This window comes from Microlunatus speluncae (assembly GCF_009299835.1).
GTDB lineage: Bacteria > Actinomycetota > Actinomycetes > Propionibacteriales > Propionibacteriaceae > Microlunatus > Microlunatus speluncae.
The window spans coordinates 268,079-286,241 of record NZ_VKCZ01000003.1 but is presented as its reverse complement, the minus strand read 5'-3'; the positions used below and the strand labels follow the sequence as shown (position 1 = coordinate 286,241).

At 67.4% G+C, this 18,163-nt stretch carries 16 protein-coding genes and 1 tRNA gene; 11 read left to right on the top strand and 6 right to left on the bottom strand.

Annotated elements, in window-relative coordinates; genetic code table 11:
• The first annotated feature begins 2 nt into the window (after window positions 1-2).
• Genes FNH24_RS04810 through FNH24_RS04795 form a run of 4 tightly spaced genes read left to right on the top strand, consistent with a single transcriptional unit; the run spans window position 3 to window position 4,452 of the window.
• Entirely contained in the window at window positions 3-1,565 is a 1,563-nt protein-coding gene (locus tag FNH24_RS04810) for an FAD-binding oxidoreductase (RefSeq protein WP_152361005.1), read from the top strand.
• A complete protein-coding gene (locus FNH24_RS04805) occupies window positions 1,558-1,839 on the top strand; it encodes a hypothetical protein (RefSeq protein ID WP_152361004.1) in 282 nt (93 codons plus the stop codon). Before FNH24_RS04810 ends, FNH24_RS04805 begins: the two co-directional genes overlap by 8 nt.
• Entirely contained in the window at window positions 1,829-3,385 is a 1,557-nt protein-coding gene (locus FNH24_RS04800) for an APC family permease (protein ID WP_152361003.1), read from the top strand. Before FNH24_RS04805 ends, FNH24_RS04800 begins: the two co-directional genes overlap by 11 nt.
• 20 nt (window positions 3,386-3,405) lie before the next feature.
• Window positions 3,406-4,452: an LLM class flavin-dependent oxidoreductase gene (locus tag FNH24_RS04795; RefSeq protein ID WP_152361002.1), complete on the top strand. Its 1,047-nt coding sequence runs from the start codon at window positions 3,406-3,408 to the stop codon at window positions 4,450-4,452.
• A 73-nt stretch (window positions 4,453-4,525) separates the two neighbouring features.
• On the opposite strand, the gene FNH24_RS04790 is transcribed toward FNH24_RS04795, so the two are convergent.
• Entirely contained in the window at window positions 4,526-5,677 is a 1,152-nt protein-coding gene (locus FNH24_RS04790) for an alpha-hydroxy acid oxidase (RefSeq protein ID WP_246186749.1), read from the bottom strand.
• Between the two features lie 135 nt (window positions 5,678-5,812).
• On the opposite strand from FNH24_RS04790, the gene FNH24_RS04785 reads away from it, so the two are divergent.
• Window positions 5,813-7,102, top strand: coding sequence for a neutral zinc metallopeptidase (locus tag FNH24_RS04785; protein WP_152361000.1), 1,290 nt, complete (start codon window positions 5,813-5,815; stop codon window positions 7,100-7,102).
• Between the two features lie 60 nt (window positions 7,103-7,162).
• Window positions 7,163-8,269, top strand: coding sequence for a hypothetical protein (locus FNH24_RS04780; RefSeq protein WP_152360999.1), 1,107 nt, complete (start codon window positions 7,163-7,165; stop codon window positions 8,267-8,269).
• Window positions 8,270-8,395: 126 nt separating this feature from the next.
• Here the strand turns inward: FNH24_RS04780 and FNH24_RS04775 are convergent, their stop codons facing one another.
• Window positions 8,396-9,457: a fatty acid desaturase family protein gene (locus tag FNH24_RS04775; protein WP_152360998.1), complete on the bottom strand. Its 1,062-nt coding sequence runs from the start codon at window positions 9,455-9,457 to the stop codon at window positions 8,396-8,398.
• Window positions 9,458-9,629: 172 nt separating this feature from the next.
• Between FNH24_RS04775 and FNH24_RS04770 the strand changes: the two genes are divergently transcribed.
• The gene (locus FNH24_RS04770) at window positions 9,630-10,145 is read left to right on the top strand and encodes a GNAT family N-acetyltransferase (protein WP_281350997.1); all 516 of its coding nucleotides are present in this window, start codon (window positions 9,630-9,632) and stop codon (window positions 10,143-10,145) included.
• A 32-nt stretch (window positions 10,146-10,177) separates the two neighbouring features.
• Here the strand turns inward: FNH24_RS04770 and FNH24_RS04765 are convergent, their stop codons facing one another.
• The 3 genes from FNH24_RS04765 to FNH24_RS04755 form a co-directional block, all read right to left on the bottom strand.
• Entirely contained in the window at window positions 10,178-11,011 is an 834-nt protein-coding gene (locus FNH24_RS04765) for a discoidin domain-containing protein (RefSeq protein WP_161605994.1), read from the bottom strand.
• A 53-nt stretch (window positions 11,012-11,064) separates the two neighbouring features.
• On the bottom strand, window positions 11,065-12,507 hold the full coding sequence (locus FNH24_RS04760) for a hypothetical protein (RefSeq protein WP_152360995.1): 1,443 nt from the start codon (window positions 12,505-12,507) through the stop codon (window positions 11,065-11,067).
• A 110-nt stretch (window positions 12,508-12,617) separates the two neighbouring features.
• Window positions 12,618-13,481 carry a helix-turn-helix transcriptional regulator gene (locus FNH24_RS04755; protein WP_152360994.1) on the bottom strand — a complete coding sequence of 288 codons (864 nt, stop codon included), beginning with the start codon at window positions 13,479-13,481 and terminating at the stop codon, window positions 12,618-12,620.
• Between the two features lie 319 nt (window positions 13,482-13,800).
• On the opposite strand from FNH24_RS04755, the gene FNH24_RS04750 reads away from it, so the two are divergent.
• From FNH24_RS04750 to FNH24_RS04735, 4 genes are all read left to right on the top strand, one after another.
• Window positions 13,801-14,220, top strand: coding sequence for a hypothetical protein (locus tag FNH24_RS04750; protein WP_152360993.1), 420 nt, complete (start codon window positions 13,801-13,803; stop codon window positions 14,218-14,220).
• Between the two features lie 126 nt (window positions 14,221-14,346).
• Window positions 14,347-14,955 carry a hypothetical protein gene (locus FNH24_RS04745; protein WP_152360992.1) on the top strand — a complete coding sequence of 203 codons (609 nt, stop codon included), beginning with the start codon at window positions 14,347-14,349 and terminating at the stop codon, window positions 14,953-14,955.
• A gap of 1,122 nt (window positions 14,956-16,077) precedes the next feature.
• Window positions 16,078-17,421 carry a S1 family peptidase gene (locus FNH24_RS04740; protein WP_152360991.1) on the top strand — a complete coding sequence of 448 codons (1,344 nt, stop codon included), beginning with the start codon at window positions 16,078-16,080 and terminating at the stop codon, window positions 17,419-17,421.
• Window positions 17,421-17,765, top strand: coding sequence for a hypothetical protein (locus FNH24_RS04735; RefSeq protein ID WP_152360990.1), 345 nt, complete (start codon window positions 17,421-17,423; stop codon window positions 17,763-17,765). The genes FNH24_RS04740 and FNH24_RS04735 overlap by 1 nt, the downstream gene beginning before the upstream one ends.
• Before the next feature lie 237 nt (window positions 17,766-18,002).
• Here FNH24_RS04735 and FNH24_RS04730 read toward each other — a convergent pair.
• Window positions 18,003-18,075 (bottom strand) — tRNA-Arg (locus FNH24_RS04730).
• Between the last annotated feature and the right edge of the window lie 88 nt (window positions 18,076-18,163).

The window sequence follows — 18,163 nt, the reverse complement described above, 5'->3', positions numbered from 1 at the left end:
TCATGACCGTCGTCACCGAGCGTCCCGGCCAAGATCAACTCGACCAGGTGGTGCGGCGGCTGCGGACCGTGCTGACCGAGGAACAGATCCTGACCAGCCGCACCGACCGCTACAACCGGGCCCGGGTGCCGGCGCCGTTCCCGGTGCACCGGTGGGCCGAGCGGGTGCCCGACCTGGCCGTGCTGCCGACCTCGACCGAGCAGGTCGCCCAGGTGATCACGATCGCCAACGAGCTCCGGGTGCCGATCGTGCCGCGGGACGGCGGCACCGGGCTGACCGACGGCGCGGTGCCGCTGCGCGGCGGCATCGTGCTGGACGTGAAGCGGATGAACCAGATCCACCAGCTGGATCTGGAGAACCGCACGGTGACGGTCGGCACCGGGATCAACATGCTGAAGCTGAACGAGGAGCTCGGCCGGCACGGGTTGATCTATCCCGACGACCCGGCGTCCTACCCGTGCTCGCTGGTCGGCGGCCGGATCGGCACCTCCGGCTGGTCCTTGATCGGCGCCCGCTACGGCCACACCCGGGATCTGGTGCTGTCATTCGATCATGTGCTGCCGACCGGAGAGGTGCTGCACGTCGGCGACGGGATCGGCCACAAGATCAGCAAGTCGTCCTCCGGCTACCAGCTGAAGCACCTGTTCATGGGCCATCAGGGCACCCTCGGCGTCGCCACCCGGGCCACCCTCAAGCTGTATCCGAAGCCGGAGGCTGAGCTGTCGCCGTTCTGGGCGTTCGACAATTACGACGACGCGTACCGCTGTGTCGGCGCCCTGGCCCGGGCGGGGGTCGCGACGTTCGCCGGCGCGGTGCTGTTCGACGAGTGGAAGGTCGCCTACCTGCGGCGCGACGACGAGGCGTACATCCCGCAGCCGAAGGACGTCCGGGCCCTGGTCTGTGCCGTGATGTACGGCTACGAGGACGAGGTGCGGCCGGCCGGGCGACGCCTGTTCAAGATCGCCAAGGAGCACGGCGCCCGCTATCTCGGCGACGAGATCTCCGAGGGCGACTGGGCCGCGCGTCATGATCGTTACGCCACCCCGCTGCACGGCCGGACCCGGGACGGCCAAGTGGTGCCGATGAGCTGGCACTGCGAGGACGCGGCGATCAACTACACCCGGCTGCCCGCGGTGACCAAGGCCTGGCACGAGATCGTCGCCGAGCTGCGCCGCAAGACCGACCTCTTCGACGACTGGGGCATGTTCGCCTACACGTCGTCCGACACCGGCGTGGACTACCTGACCGAGATCGACATCGGCATCTGGGAACAGCAGCTCAACGACGACGCCTGGGCCGAATGGGTGCAGACCAAGCGGCAGATCGCCGCGGTCGCGCTGGCCCACGACGGGTCGATCAGCGCCTGTCACGGCTCGTGCCGGGAGGGCGAGGTCGACCTGGTGCCGGACGAGCTGGGCCGCGGCTATCAGCTGATGCTCGATCTGAAGCGGGCCGTCGATCCGAACAACATCATGAATCCGGGCAAATATCTGCTCGACGCCGCCTACGCCGACGATCCGCTGGCCGCGCTCGACGCCCTGAGGGGAAGGACGAGCCATGAATGATCACCGGCCCGGAGTGGGCTATCGGCGGGCCGAACAGCACGCGCCGCCGCCGGCCACCCGGGTCAGCGAGGTCGCGGTGACCACCCATCCGGACCTGTTCGAGGTCGACCCGCGGCTGATGGAGCGCTGGGTGCTGCAGCAGACCTTCCCCAACTGGGATTCACTGCGGATCATGAACTCTCGTCATGATCATCTGGACTGGATGCACCGGCACTTCGCCGAGCGGGTGATCACCGGCTCCGAGTTGCTGCGCGAGGTGGACGATGAGCCATGACGGCAACCGCGCGCTGAACACGTCCCGGCGCCTGGCCCCGAACTACGCCCTCGGCCCGCCGGACGGTGACGACGAGGCGCACCTTGCCGCCCTGGGCTACAAGTCCGAGTTCAAGCGTGACATGAGCCTGTGGGCCAACTTCGCCCTCGGCTTCACCTACCTGTCGCCGGTGGTCGGCATCTACACCCTGTTCGCCGTGTCGCTGGCCACCGCCGGCCCGCCGATGTTCTGGTCGCTGGTGATCGTCGGCCTGGGCCAACTGCTGGTCGCGTTGGTGTTCGGCGAGATCGTCTCGCAGTATCCGGTCGCCGGCGGCATCTATCCGTGGGCCCGCCGGCTCTGGGGCCGGAAGTGGGCCTGGATGACCGGCTGGGTCTATCTGTTCGCCCTGCTGGCGACGATCGCCGGGGTCGCGTACGGCGCCGGTCCCTATCTCGGGGCTCTGTTCGCCTTCGTCCCGGGCGTGGCGACGACGGTGCTCTGCGCCCTGATCCTGATCGCGGTGGCGTTGTTGATCAATCTCGGCGGCACCAAGTGGCTGGCGTACGCGGCGATGATCGGATTCGGCGCCGAACTGCTCGGCGCCCTGGTGGTCGGCGGCTGGCTGCTGCTGAGCCAGCGCCACCACGGCCTCGAGGTGCTGTTCGACACCTTCGGCTCCGCCCCACCCGAGGCCTATCTCGGCGCGTTCTTCGCCGCCGGGCTGATCGGCATCTTCCAGTACTACGGCTTCGAGGCCTGCGGCGATGTCGCCGAGGAGGTGCCCGACCCGACCCGGCGGATCCCCAAGGCGATGCGGATGACGATCTATGTCGGCGGCGCCGCCGCGATGTTCGTCTGCCTGTCGCTGATCCTCGCGGTGTCCGACTTCGGCGCCGTGATCTCCGGCGCCGACGCCGACCCGATCGGCACCATCCTGACCACCGCGTTCGGCCCGGTCGGCAGCCGGGTCGTGCTGGCCGTCGTGCTGATCTCGTTCCTCTCCTGCACCCTGAGCCTGATGGCCGCGGCCTCCCGGCTGATGTATTCCTACGCCCGGGACGGGATGATCATCGGCGCCAAGGCGCTGCGTACGGTGCTCCCCAAGCGACACGTGCCGCCGTACGCGATGGTGGTCGCGGCCGCGGTGCCGGCGATCATCGTCGCGGTCTCGATCGTCTCCTCCGAAGCTCTGACCAAGATCATCTCGTTCGCAACGCTGGGGATCTATCTCGGTTTCCACATGGTCGTCCTCGCCGCCCTGCGGGCCCGGCTCAAGGGCTGGCGGCCCGGCGGCCCGTTCCGGCTCGGCCGCTGGGGTCTCCCGGTCACGATCGGCGCCCTGGCGTACGGCGTCCTGGCCATGATCAACATCGCCTGGCCGCGGACCCCGGACGCGCCCTGGTACGACAACTGGATCGTCGTTCTCGGTGCGGCGGTGGTGATCGGGATCGGCGTGGTCTATCTCGTCCTCGGCCGGCCGTACGAGCGTGGCGACGCGCCGTACGGCGACGCGGTCGGCTCGGCTGCACCGGGCCGCCGGGTCAACCTCAACTCAACTCAGTGAATCCTGACCAGGAGGTCATCGTGAAGTTCAGCTACGTCACCCTTCCCGACTACCCGCTCGCCGAGTCGATCGAGTCGATCAAGCTCGCCGACGAGCTGGGCTTCCACGCCGTCTATGCGGCGGACGAGACCTGGCACAAGGATCTGTGGCTGCTGTTCGCGGCCGCGGCCGACAAGACCACGCAGATCCGGATGGGCCCGAGCGTGTCCACCGTCGCGCTGCGCGAGCCGACCTTGATCGCGCAGGCGGCGGCGACACTGGACGAGTTGACCGGCGGCCGGGCCGAGGTGGTGTTGTCGTCGGGCAACTTCGGCCTGCTGGCGCAGTACGGCATCGACTGGTCGACCCAGAAGCCGCTGTCCCGGACCAAGGAGGGCGCGCAGGTCGTGCGCACCCTGCTGGACGAGGGCGCGATCACCTTCGACGGCGAGTTCTACACCTACAAGGGATTGTTCTCCTTCGCCCGGCCGGTCCAAGATCATCTGCCGGTCAAGCTCGGTGCGATGCGCGGGCCGCGGTCGTTCCAGGTCGCGGCCGAGTTCAGCGACGGCTGCCATCACGCGCTCAGCTACACCCGCGAGGCGTACGAGTACATGTACGAGAACATGAAGATCGGCGCGGACCGGGCCGGCAAGGACGTCGACTCACTCGACATCGCCGCCTGGGTCGTGTTCGCCACCGGCGAGGACTCGGCCGTGGCCAAGGACGCGGCCCGCTCGATGGTCGGTCTCTACGCCTCGGCGATGCCGGCGGAACAGCTGCAGCGCAACGGGATCCAGCCGGAGGCGATGGCCCCGATCATCGAGAAGCTCGGCGCCGGTGATCTGGCCGGCTCGATCGACGCCACCACCCCGGAGATCGGCGACACCCTCTCCATCGCCGGCACCCCGGACGAGTGCGTCGCCAAGCTGAAGGACATCGCCGCCGCCGGCGTCAACCACATGATCTTGGCGATCACCGACGCCACCCTGGTGAAGACGTTCATGGGCCGCGACATCGAAGGCGTCGCCGACGTCAACACCCAGCTCCGCCTGATCCACGACAAGATCATGCCCGAATTCGCCTGACCCACCCTCCAACCCCGAGTTGTCAGACTCTCACCACGCTATGGCGTGGTGAGAGTCTGACAACTCGGGGTCTTCAGGGGGTGCGGGGGCGGGCGCGGGAGCGGAGGTCGGCGAGGGTGGTGGCGCCGAGTTGGCGCATGGTCCGGCGGAGGCCGGTGTCGAGGATGTCCAGCGCTCGCCGTACGCCCGCCTCGCCGCCGGCCATCAGGCCGTACAGGTAGGGCCGGCCGATCATGACGGCGTCGGCGCCGAGGCAGATCGCGGCCGCGAGGTCGGCGCCGGAGCGGAAGCCGCCGTCGATCAAGATCGTCGCGTCCGGGCCGAGGGCGCGGCGCACGACGGGCAGTTGCTCGATGGTCGTCGGGGCCCGGTCCAGCTGCCGGCCGCCGTGGTTGCTGAGCACGATCCCGTCGGCGCCGGCAGCGATCGCCGCGCCGGCGTCGGCGACGTGCTGGATGCCCTTGATCAACAACTCCCCGTCCCAGGTCTGCCGCAGCCAGTCGAGATCGGCCCAGGTCACGGACGGGTCGAACAACCGGTTCGGCAGTTCCTCGGTGGTGCCGGTCCAGGCCCGCATCGAGGCGAACGTGAGCGGCTCGGTGGTGAGGAAGTTGAACCACCAGTGCGGATGCAGCGCGCCGTCGATCAAGGTCCTGGCGGTGAGCGCCGGCGGAATGGTCAGCCCGTTCCGCACGTCGCGCAACCGCAGGCCGCCGACCGGAGTGTCGACGGTCAGCATCAGCGTCCGGTAGCCGGCGGCCCAGGCCCGATCGATCAGATCCCGGCTGGCCGCGCGATCGCGCCACAGATACAACTGGAACCAGCGGTCCACGTCCGGGCCGACGGCGGCGACCTCCTCGATCGACCGCGTCCCCATCGTCGACAACGTGTACGGCAGCCCGACGGACCGGGCCACCCGCACCACCGCATCCTCGCCCTCGTGGTGCATCATCCGGGTGTAGCCGGTCGGGGCCAGCACCAGCGGCAGCGCGGCCGACCGGCCGAGGATCTCCGTGCTGGGATCGACCTCGCCCACCACCCCGAGCCGGCGCGGTTCGAGTTCGATCTGCTGCAGCGCCGTCCTGGCCCGGCGCAACGAGATCTCCTCCTCCGCGCCGCCGTCGGTGTAGTCGAACACGGCTCGCGGGGTCCGGCGGCGGGCGATCCGACGCAGTTCCTCGATCGTGTCCGCCGCGGCGACCCGGCGTTCGCTCCAGCTGGTCACAGGCCCTCCATCCATGATCATCAAATCAGACCGGCCCGCCGCAGGAACACGCGGGCCGGATCGTGTCAGCGGCGCGTCAGTGACCTTGGTTAGGCTCCCGGTCGGAAGAAGCGGCGACCGACGGAGGACGACACCATGGGCTCAGGACCGCACCCCTCGTGGGGCGGTGGGCCGCCGGCCGGTCAGCCGCCGGCCTGGTCCGGTCAGTCGTGGCAGCGACCGGGAGCCGCCCAACCGTGGGGTTGGCATCAGCCGCCGGCCACGGGGCAGGCGGTGGGCGGCCGGCCTCCCGTACCGCCACCTCCGCCCGGCTACCCGCCTCCACCACCCGGCTACCCGCCCCCGCCGCCGCCCGGCTATGCGCCCCCGCCCTGGCCGCCCCGCCGCCCGCCGCGCGCGGGGCTGCCGACCGGGCTGAAGATCGTGCTGCTGACCCTCGTCTTCCTGGTCGCCCTGGGCGGCGGTGCGATCGGGATCTACTACTACGGTTTCGTCGCGCCGACGGCGTCGGACGACCCGACCGGCTGGACCCCGCCGAGCCGGACCCGGCCCCCGCTCCCGACCGCTTCCCGACGCACGACGGCACCACGTCCCACCGCCTCGGACCCGGCCAGCCGACCGCCGGCCAGCCGGCCGCCCAGCTCGACACCGCCGGAGCGCCCGGCGCATCTCGAGCCGCAGCGCGGCTACGCGCCGGTCCCGCTGCCGGATCCACCGCACTCTTCCAGCGAAGCCGACGCCGCGTCGAAGGCGGCCGCGGTGTATCGCCAGAAGGTGTCCAGATCACGCTGCGCGAAGATGCCGAAGCTCGGCGCCCGCCCGTACGGCAACGTGTCCGAGCGGAAGCTGCTGGCGGGGATGCAGATCATGGCCGACTGCGCGACCGCGATGTGGAAGACGCCGCTGGCCCGGGCCGGATTCCAGGCCACGAAGGTCAAGCTCCGGCTCTACAGCGGCAGCGCCAAGTCACCCTGCGGCACGGTCGCGGCCGGACAGTACGCGGGCTTCTACTGCTCGGCCAACCAGCAGATCTACATGGAGAAGGGGCTCGGCGCGCCGCGCAACCGGACCTACCTCACCTGGGGCAACTATCTGAAGACGGTCGATCACGAACTCGGTCACCACATCCAGGCGCGGGCCGGCATCCTGGCCGGTTACGCCATGCTGCGGTACGAGGCGTCCGGGTCGAAGGTGCTGGAACTGTCTCGCCGAACGGAGCTCCAGGCCAACTGCTTCTCCGGCTTGGCCATGAAGCAGTCGGGCCGGGTCTCGGGGTCCGTGGCGCGTCAGGTGTTCGAGGTGAGCAGCGATTCGGAAACGCACGGGTCCGCCGACCATCGGCTCGGCTGGGGGCTCCAGGGCTTCCGCTACCGCGAGATCCGGCAGTGCAACACCTTCGCGGCCTCGAGCAAGGATGTGCGCTGAGGGCGACGGTGCTCACAAAAGCGGTGCCGCATCACTGACTCACGACACTAGGGTGGCGCCGTGTCCATCAACCCCGCCGAACTGCTGAGCGGCCCTCGCGGTCGACGGCTCTGCCTCGAACTCATCCAACGGATCGTCGGGTCCGCACCGACCCATGACGAGCTGAACGGGGCACTGTTCTGGGCCGCCCATGCCCTCGAACCGGAAGTGGCGTCGGTGGCGATCGTCAGCGCCGGTGCCGGCGAGCCGCCCCCGCCACCACCGTCGACGCCGGCCGACGTCGCCCGGCTGCTCGACCGGGTGATCGTCGACACCCCGGACGAGGCCGCCCTGCTGGACGCCCTCGACGCCGCAGTCGCCAACGCCCGCTACTGGCAGGAGCCCGACGGGATGGACGTCCTGGGCGCGACTCCGGAGGTGTCGGAGGCGCTGCGACGGACCGCGGCCACGGTGGCGGACGCACCGGGCGCGGCCTGGTGGACGACCCCGATCGACCGGACCGGCCAGTGGCTGGTCGAGCTCCCGGACCGGCCCCGAGCGGTCACCGGCGGCGCCGGCGCCGTGCTGTCCCGGTGGCGCGCCGAGGCACTGGCCGACGAGACGAGGGCTCGACGTGATCGTCCGGCCGACCCGCGGGAGACGATCAGCGGCACCTGGTGGTCGATGCCGCCGGCCGACCTGGGCCGGACCACGCGCCGACTCGAGCCGCAGGGTCCGGTCGGCCTGTGGTTGATCGAGGACGATCTCGGCCGCGACCGGGGCACCGTGCGCCGGGTCGTCGTCCCGGACGACGCGATCGTGTACGAGATCGACGGTCCGCGGGCCTGGGCCGACCTGTGCGAACGCTATCCGTTCGAGGTCACCGCCGATCGCCGGCACGACTGGTATCGCGCCACCGGACGGGAGGGTCGCTGGTGCCTCCCGGACTGGGCCGGCGTCGCCGCCGACTACGCCGGCGTGCACCTGACGACGGCCGGCTATCTCAGCACGGCCGGCCGCGCGATCGAGGTGTCCGATGAGCTCAGCTCGGTGATCGCCGGCTGGGATCCGGACGCCACCTGGTGGCTGACCGCGGTCAGCGTCGACGAGGAGAGCCGCCAGGACTGGCGCCACGACGACGCCGCCGGTTGGATCCACGGCATGCCGTCGGAGCCCACCGGTTCATGATCACCTCGACCGGTCCGGACCTTGATCGACTTCGACCGGAGCTGGCCCGGCTCCCCTGACCGACTTGTCAGAAGTGAGAAGCCCTATGGCACAACTCGGTTCTGACAACTCGGCAGGGAGGAGGGGTCAGCCCAGCGAGCGGGCGGCTGGGCAGTCGAAGGGGTCGGCGGCGCCGAGTCCGACCCGGTTCAGGTACTCGACGACCCGGGCGTACGACTGCGCGAAGGTCGTCTCGGTGTAGGGCAGCTTGAGCCGGGCGCAGTGCTCGCGGACCAGGGTGGCCGCCCGCGGCAGGTGCGGCCGGGGCATGCTCGGGAAGAGATGGTGCTCGATCTGGTAGTTCAGGCCGCCGAAGAAGGTCGTCATCCCGCGGCCCTTGATGTTGCGCGACGTCAACACCTGCTTGCGGACGAAGTCGAGCTTGCTCTTGGCCGAGATGATCGGCATCCCCTTGTGGTTCGGGGCGAAGGACAGGCCCATGTAGACGCCGAAAGTGGCGATCTGGACGCCGAGGAACGCGGCGCCCATGCCGGGGCCGAGGAGCCCGATGATCACCGCCGGGTACACCCCGAGGCGGAAGATCAGCAGGGCCCGCTCGAGATTGCCCGCGGTGCTGTTGCGGCGGAAGGCGTGCTTGATCGCCGAGACGTGGAGGCCGAGCCCGGCCAGCAGCAGCATCGGGAAGAACAGGTAGCCCTGACGGCGCGTGATCATGCCTCGGATCCCCCGCCGGGCCAGGGCGTCCGCCGGCTCGAAGACCAGCGCCCGGGGCTCGATGTCGGGGTCGCGGCCGACCATGTTCGGGTTGGCGTGGTGCCGGCTGTGCTTCGACATCCACCAGGAGTAGCTGAGCCCGACCAGACCGGAGCCGATCCACAGGGCGGCTCGGTCGTTGCGGACGCCCGAGGCGAAGACCTGACGATGAGCCGCCTCGTGGGAGAAGAACGCGAACTGGGTGAAGACGACGCCGAGGACGCCGGCGATCAGCAACTGGAACCACGACGTCCCGAGCAGGACGCCGCCCGTGGCCGCACCGAGCAGGCAACAGGTCAGGATGGCCACCAGCCCGAAGTAGAACGGGCGAGCCCGCTCCAGCAATCCCGCCTCCCGGATCGCGCGCAGCAGGTCAGCGTGAGAGCTTTCCGTGGCGGGTCCGCGGGCATGCGTCAGGGTGGCACCAGTCGTCATCAAGCCTCGCTAGGTAGCAACTGCACCTTCGTAGTCGAGGCCGAGCCGATGGGCTCGTACGTTCGTCACCCCAAGTAACTGTGCCCCGCAGGTCTGTTGCGGGGCCGGTGTTGCGCCCTACCCTAGGGCACCGATCAGGACACGCCGACCATCGGACTGATAACAAGTTCCTGTGATTCCCGCACCCAGTCCACGCCTCGCCTTCCGCGAGATGACCGAACAAGATCATGACGACCTGGCCGGATTGCTGGGGGATCCGGTGGTCATGCAGTACTACCCGAAGCCTCGTGATCGGGCCGGCGCGCTGGCCTGGATCCACTGGAACCAACGGCTCTATCGCGAGCGAGGATTCGGCCTGTGGCTGATCACGCTGCGGGAGACCGGCGAGTTCGTCGGGGACTGCGGCCTCACGCCGCAGCTGGTGGACGGGCGCACCGAGATCGAGATCGGCTATCACGTCCGGGCTGATCTTCAGGGCCGCGGGCTCGCCACCGAGGCCGCCGAGGCCTGTCGTGATCTTGCCCGGGACGCGTTGGGTGTACGGCGACTGATCGCGATCATCAATCCGGCCAACACGCCGTCGCAACGGGTCGCCGAGAAGCTCGGTCTTGATCATGAACGCGACGCCTCGGTGCACGGCGGGACGCAACGGATCTACGCCGGCGACCTCGGCCCCGCCCGGACCTGACCGAAGGGGACCGAGGTCACCGCGATACGACGTCAGCCGCCGAGCGGAGTGAGCTCGATCAGTCGGGTGAACTCGCCGAACGACGACGGTGCGTTTCCGGTCACGACGATCCGCACCTGGCTCGCGGTCACCGCCCGGCGGAAGGGCACCTCGCGGTCCAGCGCGGAGTTGCCCTTGACCGTGGCCCGGGTCGACCAGGTCTCTCCGTCCGTCGACGTCTGGACGGTGAAGTCGCTGATCCAACCGGCCGAGTGGGTGACGATCCCCACTCCGGAGATCTTGATCGGCTCCGGAGTGATCACCGTGAGTTCGTCCGGGTAGGCCGCCACGGTGGCGTCGTTCCAGAAGGTGCTCACGTCGCCGTCGATGGCGTTCCCGGCGACGAACGAGGCGCCGCCGGGCGGATGGACGCTCGAGGCCTCCGCCGTTGTGCCCGCCGGCCAGGACACGGCCACCGCGGCCTCGGTCGCGGCCTTGACCGGCGCCTCGCTGTCCGTCGACCTGGCGGTGATCTTCAGCGTCTCCCGACCGAAGTCGGCATCGGCGGGCGGCGTGACCTGGACCGTGTACTCGACCGGGACCGGGGTCCCGTGGGTGGGCACCTGGAACGGTTGCTCGGCCGGAGTGACCTGCCACCCGCTCGGTCGGCTGACCCGGAGCACGCCGTCGATCGGATCCCGGGCCTGGCCCCAGACCGTGATCGTGATCATGGCCGTACCGCCCGGTTGGACGAACGACGTCACCGGCTCGGCGACCACCCGCAGCCGCGGCGGAAAGGGATCATCCTCGACCGCAGCCGCCGGGGACAGCAGCAGCGGCTGGAGCAGCAAAGCCAGCAGCACGCCGAGCAGGACGGCCGGCCGCACCCGGCCAGCCGATCTTGAGCGGGGGCCAGGTAACGACGAACCGGATTCGATGATCATGCGGCGACCTCCACCCGATAGAGCACGGCGGCCCCGGCACCGAGCGAGATGTCGGCCCGTGGACTCACCGGCCGGTAGCTCTCGTCCGCGGGGACGTAGCGTTCCACCGTGGCGACGTCGGAGCCGAAGTTGACCCGCCCGGTCGCCTTCGCATCCAGGGCGTAGTTGACCACCAGGAACCACCGATGATCATCATCGGCGGCCGACCCGAACCGCCCGATGATCAACGGATCGCCCCAGGTCTCCTTGATGTAGTCACCGGGAGCGAACGCGGGCAGGCCGTTCGGCGGATGGTCCAGCAGGTTGGCCACGCCGATGCTCTCCGAGGTCAGCGGCTTCAGCTGCCGTCCGACCCGGGACAGCCAGCCGCTGTTGATCTTCTTCGCCGCCTGGTAGCGCGCGGTCCGCTCGCCGGCCAACGTGATCAACGCACCGTCGCCCTCGGCGAAGCCCTCGCCCCGCGCCGCCTCCGGCGTCCAGTAGGTGAAGTACAGGATTCCGGTGCAGCCGTAGGCCAGGCTGACGTTGGTCTGCCACAGCAGCTCGGCCTCGGTCGGTGATCGATAGTTCAGGTGTTCGACCGCCAGCAGATAGGTCCAGGTCGGCAGGTCGAAGTCCAGCCCGGCCTGCCGGACCGACGCCCAGTCGGCGTACCAGGTCTGATCGATGCTGCCGTTGAACAGCGGATAGTGATCAAAGGAGATGACCGGCGGGTCGACCTGCTCGACGAAGGCGGCCAGCCGGGTCGGGTTCATCGAGATGCCGCGCTCGAGATTGACGTACGGGAAGACATTCGGCGCGATCTCGCGCAGCATCCGGATGCCGCGAGCCACGTTCTCGATCGCCTGCGGGGTGGTCGGCTCGTCCCAGAAGTTGAAGCCCGCAAACGACGCCTGCGGCTTGTACACATCGACCGCGGCCTGGAGCAACTTCCTGGTCTCCGCCGTCGAGTACTCCAACTCGCCGGCCCCGTCATCGGTCAGCTTGGCCAGCCGCATCAGCGACGAGAGCCGTAGGTCGTTGGCCTCCAGATATTTCAGGCCGACCTGACCCGCGAAGCCCATCGCCCGGCGGGTGATGAACGCGTCGTAAAGGTAGTTCCCGCCGACCAGGAAGGTGAAGCCGGCGTTCTTGATCTCCTGATAGCGCGCCAGCGTGGTCTGATACGGCGGCGGTGGCCAGTACAGCCCGATCGGGAACTCCTCGCCGCTGATCAACGGCAGGTCGTCCGGGTAGGGCGTCCGCCCGGCTGCCTGACGCGGCTCGGCATTCGCCGTCGTCGGCCCGGCGCCGAGCCCGCCGGCCGCGGCGACGGCCCAGGTCCCCAGCCCCGCAGCTCCGAGCAGGGTGCGGCGACCCAACCGTGGCCCGGTGTCGGCTTCCTGCTGGTCCCGCTCGGCTGGTCGTACGTCCTCGTGATCTTGGTCCTGAGTGTCCATGTCACCTCTCCGTGGCAGTGGGCTGACTCGTGGCGTGGGTTGCGCCCGACTGTAAGGAAGGGGAGCGGCACGGAGCCATGACCTGATCAGTTGAATCGTTGCACTCAACGTCACATCGATGGCCCGGTCGCACCGCCCTGACCCTTGACGCTGCTCGGCGGCTGCCCGAACCAACGGCTGAACTGCCGGCTGAACAGGAAGACGTCGTCGTAGCCGAGCGCCCGGGCCACTTCCGCCACGGACAGCGGGCTCTCCGCCAACAGTTGGTACGCCCGCTCCAGGCGCACCTGCAGGAGCTGACGCCGGAAGGTGGTGCCGAGCTGGGCCGAGAACAGGCGGGACAGATACACCGGGGACAACCCGGCCACCGCGGCCGCCTGGCTGAGCGTCGGACGCCGCGACGGTTCGGCGGCGATGAAGTCGAGCACCTCCTGCAGCCGCGGGTCGATCTGCGGGATCAGCCGGCCCTGCGCCTGCGCCTCCTGCAGATAGACCTCGATCAACGCCGACAGCAACACCGAGGCCGATTCGAGCTGTCGTAAGGGATGCGGGTCCCGGCGCAGTCGCATGATCCGGTGCAGCAGATCACTGAGCCGCGAGCTCCGACTCAGCTGCAGGTGCCGGTCCGGCAGCCACGCCGCGGGCGGCTCCGACGGCACGGACGTCGTGGGATCGACGAAGTCGTAGTGGCAGGAGATCACCGTCAGCGGGTCGTTCGGATCATGTCCGAACTCGGCCACATCGCCCGGCCGGAACATCATCAGGCTGTTGGCACGGACCGTGACCGGCCGGTCGTTGACCCGTCCGGCGCCCTGACCCGCGAGCACCAGCCAGATGTCGTAGTCGGGCATGGTGATCCGCCACCGCCACCCGGGCTCGTGCACCCACCGCGTCGCCAGCGAGGGCATCGGCCGGTGCCGTGTCGACAACAGCTCCGCCAGGTCCTCCCAGGCATGCTCGGCGTCGTAGTCCACCCACCGGCCCTTCCCCTATTCGGTTCCCGGCAGTACAGCACGTCGGTTGGGCCAGGCCCAGCCGGCGTTGGCGGAGGTCGATGTGGTCGCGACGGCTGGGTGCTCAACCGCCGCGACCTATGCCTTCCCGGCCTCCTAGGTAGCCGGGCCGACCTATCCGTCCCCGTACCCAATTCCGTGATCACCATTCGGTCCACCGCGAACTCCCGATCAAGGTGGGCGCCGGTGAGACGGACGGACATGGATCCGCGTCCCCCAGACATGGCGCCTCCGCGCGTCGACCGGTTCGATGGCGATCACTCGATCAAGGAGAGCACTCATGAGCGAAGCACCACCCGACTCTCTCAAGCAGCTCGAGCCCTTGCTGGGCACCTGGCGCGTCGAGGGGCCGGGCACCTCGGGCCAGGTCCGCTACGCCTGGGCCGACTTCGGCGGCTGGCTGGTGCAGGACGTCGACATCGTCGCCGACGACCAGCACACCCGCGGGGTCGAATACATCGGTTACGACAGCGAGTCCGACAGCATCCGATCCCACTTCTTCGGCAGTTCCGGCGAGATCCTGGAATACACGTACGCCCTGGACGGCGCCGTCCTGACCATCTGGTTCGGTGGATCGGATTCACCGGCCAAGTTCGTCGGCACGTTCAACGACGACTTCAGCCGAAACGTCGGCGCGTGGTCCTGGCCCGGCGGCGGCTACGACTCGACCATGATCAAGGAATCGCCGGCCTCACCGTGAAGGTCGGCTGCCCGCGTCACCGGACCCCTGAACTCTGCCGGCAAAGCGCCCGCGCGGACACGCCGACCGGCGTAGCGTCAATACCACATATCAAACTGGTATGGAAGATCGGACGGGGGTCCGGAGATGTTCGTACAGGTTATTCAGGGTCAGGTGTCGGACGCGGCGCGGGCGCGGGCCCAATTCGATCAATGGATCGCCGAGGTGGCGCCGGGATCGGTCGGCTGGCTGGGGTCGACCTCCGGAGTCACCGAGGACGGGCGATTCATCGCCCTGGCCCGCTTCGAGTCGGCAGCGGCGGCGCAGCAGAACAGCGATCGACCGGAACAGACGGCCTGGTGGGAGGTGACGGCTTCGGTGTTCACCGGCGAGCCGACTTTCCAGGACAGCCGGTACGTCGACGTCGACCTGCCCGGTGACCCCGACCAGGCCGGCTTCGTGCAGATCATGCAGGGCCGCTCGAGCGATCCGGATCGGGTCCGGGAGCTGATGGCGAGCGACTCGACCGATTGGCAGCAGTACCGCCCGGAGATCCTCGGCACAATCATCGCCGGCCACGACGACGGCGCCTGGACGATGGCGATCTATTTCACGTCCGAGGAGGCCGCCCGCGAGGGGGAACGGAAGGAGCCGCCGCCGAAACTGCAGGAATTCATGCAGGAGCTGAATGCCCTCGCCGTCGGCGAGCCGGTCTATTTCGATCTCAAGGACCCCTGGCTGGACACCCCGCGCTGAACCTCGGTTTGGGCCACGGTGATCGTCGATATCGCCGGCATCGGCGTAATCTGTCAGTGGCAGCGTTCAGACCCATACGTACGGCGCTGGGACGGAGGGCCAATGATGCGACGATGTCGAAAATAGGAACGCAGATCAATATGCTGTTCCAAAACTCAAGCGGAATTCCTGGCGAGAAGTCGGACTGGTTCTATGTGACCAGAAAACAAGCAGGCATTTTTCAGAATGGATCTGATGCGTACATCAGGGTCAATCCCAAAGGTCCAGACCGCTTACCGGCGACCGTGTCTGAATTTCAAGTAGCCAACTATCCTAATACTCTTCCTGACCACGCGTTCACAACGTTGCACGAACTTCGGGCACAAGGAGTTGGAGCCAGGCCGGGCCCTGGTGCTCAACATGCAGGACCTGACCCGGGAAGCGCCCTGCGACGAGACGGGCAGCAGGCACTGTACTGAGAGTCGGAAAGTCGAGGTCGGTCGCTCATGAACACACACTCGGATCCCCTGCCGAGCCCACTCGAGGAGCGGTTGGCAAGGCTACGAGCCCGGCAAGAACCATTGACCGGAATCGACCGTCGCGCCTGGGAGATTGCCGACAGCCGCGTACTGCGCCGGTTGAAGACCTCTGCATGTGACGTCGCACACTTTGTCGATCAGCGAGAACAGATTCTCGGCCAGGAGCACCGGCCGGGGGTCACCTGGCAGCGCCGACGGTTTCAACGTTTGTACAACGCCGGTGTCGAGGTGCGGGAATCACTCCGCGACTTTTTCACCTCGGTCCTCGGCCAGATCCGCTCCTATCGGTACTGACCGACTGCACCGGGACATCGGCAGGGCGTGAGTGGGATTGCCGCTTGTCGGCAGCGCGTCGCGCGGAGGCCGGCAGAGACACCATTGAAGCCAGGACATCCGCCACCTTCCTGTCAGCCACCTCACTCCACGCCGCGTACACGCAGAGACACCCAACCTTCTGATCCGCAGTCCGAAGCTGGGTTCTGTTTGCCATGTCATCCCGCCCATTCCATCCCACCCAGTCTGACATCACGGCACAGGATGGTTCGTGACGTGAACACGCCTCGCCTCCCGGACCGACGGTGGGGCGTCTTCAGGGTCGAGATCGATGGTTGGGGATTTCCAGTTCGGCAACCAGGAGGTCATCCACCTGCTACCGTGTGAGATCAATCACGTGACGCGGGTCACTTTCCTGCCGGGGGTAACAATGTTCCAAGAGCACCGAATCAGGCGGTCAACCATAGTGCTGGCTGCGATGGCTTTGATCACCTCCGGGGCAATTGCGACTACCTCCGGCACAGCTGTGGCTGATCCGCCGGCCGGCGAGGAGGCCCTTCGTGCCGACATACAGATTGTGGCGCAACAGCGAGGGATCTCCTATGACGACGCATTCAAGGCCGTGGATTGGCAGGATGGCGTGGCCGGTGTGATGACCAAGTTGGCCGAGAAATTCCCAGACTTCTACTCAGGTGCCGAGGTCACCAGCGAGACTCCTGCGGCGGTCAAGGTGCGCTTCAAAGGATCAGCCCCGGCCGAAGCGATATCGATCCTCGCAGGCATCGATGCTGCAATCAAGGTCGATATCGTGGAGGATCAACCTCTAAATGAAACTGACATCCACGACGTCGTGAGAAAAGCACACGAATCGCTGACTTCTCTACTCGATGCTGATACGGCGGTTTCGTCGTCGTATGACAGAAACGGCAACGTCGTGAAGTCAGTAGCCAACTCCGCCGGCTTCAGGCTCCGCGAAAGTGACCTTGAGAGCAGGGTTTCTGCGGGTATCGCGACCAGTGCACCGGGCGTTCAGTACGACTTGACCCTAAGTGAATCGTTCAATGCATCTCCCACTGCGCGCAACGGCGGTGGGCGGCTAGAGCACCCGTCATCGGAGGGTCTTGCGTGCACCGGGGGCTTCAATGTCATTAGTTCCGCGGGCACCACTGGAGTTGCCACTGCCGGACACTGTGCAAATGGACTGACCCATGAGAATCGACCAGGTCAGGCAGAGTTCACGATGACGTACAGGGCTCAACATATGGGGACTTACGGAGACTACCAATGGCATACGACTACCGATACTGAACCTGATGACTTCTATTTCTCAAAGGTAGAGACATCTGCCAGAGACGTGCGCGGCGTGTTCAGCCCGATGGATAATCAGACAATATGCAAGTTCGGATGGGTTACGGGGTCGACCTGCGACACGGTGGCAGATCTATCGGATTGTATTACCTACCCTGGCTATCCACAGATGTGTCGACTCGTAAGGACTGACCACCGGAAGGCGATCGAGGGGGACAGTGGAGGCCCCTGGTTCTACTCATACAACGCATACGGACTTACGAGTGGATGGTTGACTTGCAACATTATTACCGGCGACCAATGCGACCTGTTTTCGCGCGCCACCTACATATACAACGCGCTCGGAGTCTCGGTGAGGACGGGCTGATGAGCTACTCGTCCGGACGGGTGCTGAGGGCGATCGCCCTGATCGTATGCCTGATCTCATTGATGTGGACCAGCTCATGTTCGGTCCGAGATCCCGTGTCCTTTGAAGTGTCCGGAGAGGCTGGGTCGACGACTCTGACCGTGACTGTTCCATGCGGAGGAGAGTGGGATGTGAAGAAGGATGAGACGTCGGACACGGTCCTTATCTCCGTCATCGCCACCAAGCTTCCTGCAAGGCCAGCCTGCAACGACATCACTAGGGTCGAGCTTGATAAGCCATTGGGTGCCAGGAAGATTGTTGACAAGAACACAGGACGCGAGGTCAAGCTGAACTCAGGCCAATGAGCCGGCGCACAGAGGCTACGTGGACCTCCGGTCGGCTGCCGCGCTCCACTCCGCGTACACGCGCAGCATCGTGCCGCCTCCGCCGCCATGTCGATGCCGAACTTGGCGCCCATCGCTGCGGACCGCTGAGAACCGCGTCCAGGGGCGCGGCACCGAATGGTCCGGCTCGGCTGAAATCCCAGCGAGTCGGGGTCAACTTGTTTGACTGTTATTCCTAGTCGAACCGACTTTGTGCAGCGCGCCCGGAGGGATTCGAACCCCCAACCTTCTGATCCGTAGTCAGATGCTCTATCCGTTGAGCCACGGGCGCCCGGTCGTCCTGGGACGACCGACGACTGAGTTTAGCGGTCCCTGGCCTTGAGGCCCAAACCAGTTGGCTGGGAGCCGCCTTGGGCCGG

Coding starts and splice junctions, on each gene's coding strand:
- FNH24_RS04810 (WP_152361005.1), top strand. CDS start 3: ATGACCGTCGTCACCGAGCGTCCCGGCCAAGATCAACTCGACCAGGTG.
- FNH24_RS04805 (WP_152361004.1), top strand. CDS start 1,558: ATGAATGATCACCGGCCCGGAGTGGGCTATCGGCGGGCCGAACAGCAC.
- FNH24_RS04800 (WP_152361003.1), top strand. CDS start 1,829: ATGAGCCATGACGGCAACCGCGCGCTGAACACGTCCCGGCGCCTGGCC.
- FNH24_RS04785 (WP_152361000.1), top strand. CDS start 5,813: ATGGGCTCAGGACCGCACCCCTCGTGGGGCGGTGGGCCGCCGGCCGGT.
- FNH24_RS04775 (WP_152360998.1), bottom strand. CDS start 9,457: ATGACGACTGGTGCCACCCTGACGCATGCCCGCGGACCCGCCACGGAA.
- FNH24_RS04760 (WP_152360995.1), bottom strand. CDS start 12,507: ATGGACACTCAGGACCAAGATCACGAGGACGTACGACCAGCCGAGCGG.
- FNH24_RS04750 (WP_152360993.1), top strand. CDS start 13,801: ATGAGCGAAGCACCACCCGACTCTCTCAAGCAGCTCGAGCCCTTGCTG.
- FNH24_RS04745 (WP_152360992.1), top strand. CDS start 14,347: ATGTTCGTACAGGTTATTCAGGGTCAGGTGTCGGACGCGGCGCGGGCG.
- FNH24_RS04740 (WP_152360991.1), top strand. CDS start 16,078: ATGGTTGGGGATTTCCAGTTCGGCAACCAGGAGGTCATCCACCTGCTA.
- FNH24_RS04735 (WP_152360990.1), top strand. CDS start 17,421: ATGAGCTACTCGTCCGGACGGGTGCTGAGGGCGATCGCCCTGATCGTA.